This window comes from bacterium (genome assembly GCA_040755795.1).
In the GTDB taxonomy this organism is placed as follows: domain Bacteria; phylum UBA9089; class CG2-30-40-21; order CG2-30-40-21; family SBAY01; genus JBFLXS01.
Map to the genome: position 1 here is coordinate 1 of JBFLXS010000446.1, position 3,048 is coordinate 3,048.

The 3,048-nt window shown below is 36.4% G+C and carries 7 protein-coding genes; 5 read left to right on the forward strand and 2 right to left on the reverse strand.

All coding sequences use genetic code 11. The features are described 5' to 3' along the window. The first annotated feature begins 114 nt into the window (after positions 1-114). The 5 genes from AB1414_18100 (at position 115) to AB1414_18120 (ending at position 2,087) form a co-directional block, all read left to right on the forward strand. Complete coding sequence (locus AB1414_18100) at positions 115-333, forward strand: DUF4160 domain-containing protein (GenBank protein ID MEW6609327.1); 219 nt, start codon at positions 115-117, stop codon at positions 331-333. Continuing rightward, positions 317-580 (forward strand): DUF2442 domain-containing protein, encoded by a 264-nt coding sequence (locus AB1414_18105; protein MEW6609328.1) that lies wholly within the window; start codon positions 317-319, stop codon positions 578-580. Before AB1414_18100 ends, AB1414_18105 begins: the two co-directional genes overlap by 17 nt. A 436-nt stretch (positions 581-1,016) precedes the next feature. Further along, positions 1,017-1,412: a type II toxin-antitoxin system VapC family toxin gene (locus tag AB1414_18110; protein ID MEW6609329.1), complete on the forward strand. Its 396-nt coding sequence runs from the start codon at positions 1,017-1,019 to the stop codon at positions 1,410-1,412. 1 nt (position 1,413) lies between these two features. After that, positions 1,414-1,632, forward strand: a complete 219-nt coding sequence (locus AB1414_18115; GenBank protein ID MEW6609330.1) for a type II toxin-antitoxin system Phd/YefM family antitoxin — start codon at positions 1,414-1,416, stop codon at positions 1,630-1,632. A gap of 218 nt (positions 1,633-1,850) precedes the next feature. Further along, entirely contained in the window at positions 1,851-2,087 is a 237-nt protein-coding gene (locus AB1414_18120) for a DUF4160 domain-containing protein (protein MEW6609331.1), read from the forward strand. A gap of 265 nt (positions 2,088-2,352) precedes the next feature. Here AB1414_18120 and AB1414_18125 read toward each other — a convergent pair whose 3' ends face one another. Together AB1414_18125 and AB1414_18130 are read right to left on the reverse strand one after the other, a co-directional pair. Further along, complete coding sequence (locus AB1414_18125; protein ID MEW6609332.1) at positions 2,353-2,529, reverse strand: SNF2-related protein; 177 nt, start codon at positions 2,527-2,529, stop codon at positions 2,353-2,355. Between the two features lie 238 nt (positions 2,530-2,767). Next, positions 2,768-2,878: an SNF2-related protein gene (locus tag AB1414_18130; GenBank protein MEW6609333.1), complete on the reverse strand. Its 111-nt coding sequence runs from the start codon at positions 2,876-2,878 to the stop codon at positions 2,768-2,770. Positions 2,879-3,048 lie beyond the last annotated feature (170 nt).

Here is a 3,048-nt window from a genome sequence, read left to right on the forward strand (position 1 = left end):
ATTTCGCAGACTCCAGGATTGATGTCCGAAGGGTGGAGCAAGAAAAAGTTTGAGCCATTTCTCCAATTCTCCCTTTTCCCCATTTCTCCTTGTTTACACTTCTAATGTATAGCCCTGAACGGTTACTATAAATTTTTCTTCTACAGTAATGAACATCTACCAGTTTATGTACATGTTCGTCATGGAAATGGAGAAGCAGTTTTTAATGTGGAAGAGGTAATTGAACTTCGTGAATCTCAACATATGAAGATGAATGAACTAAGGAAAGCACAAAATCTTGCGAAGAAGAATCAAAATCTAATATTGGAGAAATGGTATGAGCACATTGGTTGATACTGCAATAACAGCAAGTTACCAAAATGGTTATATTATTGTTCAAATGGAGAGTGGTGTAGAAATTAGATTTCCGGTAGGCAAGAACAAACGTCTTGCACATGGCACGAATGAACAACTAAACAATATTGAAGTTTCTCCATATGGTCTCCACTGGCCAGAGTTGGATGAGGATTTATCCTTTAGAGGATTACTTGAGGGAGACTATGGGCAGTATCTTGGGAACCAAATAAGTCGCTGTGCTTGATGCCAAAAAAGTCTATCGAAAATATATGCTGGTTTAATTTGGGCGTGAGAGCGGGGTCGTACCGTGAATGTACATTTTTCTTCTTGACATCAAATATCCTAATATGCTAAACTCAAAGTAGCTCTACAAAGCTGTCAAAAAAACTGCCACAAAGTGGCTTAGTTCAACAAGGCGTTCTACCTGACCGCTATTCCGCTGTGCTTCATAGCGGCAGGTGAGCTCAGTCGTTAGACGTCGTTCTACTGCTACCTCAGATTTTCCCCGAGTTTTTCGGTTTGTAGGAGGAAGGGAGGTAATTTTTGAGATAATTCGAGATCTCAAAAATTACCTCCCTCCCTTTTTCCCTGAAGTCGGGGAAGTTCTGCTGATACCTCTCTGCTCTTGACAAACATACAAGAGTATTGTACAATTCTCACAATATGAAGTTTTGGAGGTAATGATGGAAATTGTAAGTGATACATCTGCATTAATTTCGGTGATCGTTGGTGAACCTGAACGTCAAAGGATTATCGCAATTACTTTAGGAAAAACTCTGATTGGCCCAGGCTCTATTCCCTGGGAAATTGGCAATGCATTTTCGGCCATGTTTAAACAAAACAGAATAACACTTGAAGATGCTGAAAGGGGGTTGTCAATTTTTATGAGCATACCCATTCGGTATATTGATCCAGATTTTGTTAGCGTTTTGAAATTAGCTAAGCAAACTAACCTTTATGCATATGATGCTTATTTTTTAGATTGTGCTCTCAGACATAAGGCACCATTATTGACTTTGGATCGAAAACTAAAAGAGTCTGCTCAAAATTTAAACATCGAAACTATGGAGGTATAAAATGCAAGTTTATACATATGCAGAAGCACGGCAAAAATTTGCTATAGTTTTTGAAAAAGCAGAAAAAACAGGAAAAGTACTAATCCGAAGAAAGGACGGTAGGATTTTTGGTCTGGTTCCAGAAAAAACTGCTTTCTCTCCATTAGAGGTTCCGAGTATTAAAGCGAATGTTACCACACAAGAAATAGTAGATATTGTGAGAGAAGGAAGAGAAAGGTAGTCAGGTAGAGTGCATTCTATGCACCGTTTTGAACTAATATCCAATTTTGCATATTAGTCCCTGACAGAACATGAGACCGTTCAGAATTTGGAGACCGTTCAGAATTTGGGACTGAAAATTTGAGAAAATAGAAAATAGGGGGACATTTCCCCTATTTGTAGTAAATAAATTAAAAGGAGAGTAAAATGCCAACAATATCAATGTTTTAGGGTATAATTATTTACATGTTTTTCTTTGATGATAAGAAGCACCATCGTCCACATATTTATGTGAACTACGGTGAAAACGATGCGATTATAGCAATTGAAGATGGAGAAATTATTGAAGGAAATTTACCAAAAAAGAAATTGAAATTAGTCCAAGCTTGGATTGAAATTCATCAAGAAGAAATAATGGCTGACTGGAAATTAGCAGTTGAAGGACAATTACCATTTAAAATAGAACCGTTAAAATGAGGTGATAAGATGATAAAGGTAAACTATGTAGAAGCAAAAAAGGATTATGTATTATTTGTTAATCTATCAAATGGGGAAACATGAGAATAATCGTTCCGTTAGGAACATAATATCGGTAGGAATAGATAGACAAATCAATCAGTTCCGTAGTTGGTAGAAAATTTATGGAAAGCCATTTACCGATATATTGTGTCCCTACGGGACATTATTTGTGTGATATTTATTTCTACCGATATGTTGTCCCTATGGGACATTATTTGTATTTCTAAGTAAAGTTTTGAATAATAACTGCTATATCGACAAATAATATCTGCTCAATCTTGTCAGGTAGGTCTTTTAACACCTCTTTTTTTAAACGCCTCAACACAAAGGGATATATCTTCTTTTTCAATTCATACAGGACATCTTTGTCATTTTCCTTCTGAATGGGGTAACCGTTCACCGCAGAGACACAGAGACGCAGAGAAAAAATTAAAAACTATTTACTACATGCAGAATTCCATCACGGATTTTCATCAGAGCAAGCTTTTGAAAACCGACATATCATGATTGATTAACAAATTTGGTTTTGAGATCCTATGTAGGACAATGATTGCCTCAATAATCTTTTCTGTTGTCTGATTTATTTCAATCTCTTCTCTGTTCCTCTGCGTCTCTGCGGTAAATTACCACCTGAACGGTTACTGAATGGGAGTGATGTATGACTGATTAAAATCATCAATCGAACTAAACATAGAAGGGTTGAGAAACCGAAAGAGTGAATAGAGTTCAGATAGGTTATTTTCAATCAATGTTGAAGTTGCCAGAGAAGATATTCATGTTCCGATAGATAGATTATTGTCAGGGATTTCCCAGTTAATTCGAAAGTTACTTTTATCTCTAATAGCGGCAATAGATTTCAATATATCGTGTGTGCGACCAGTATAATATTCAAAATCTGGTTCAACCTCATTTCTATCCT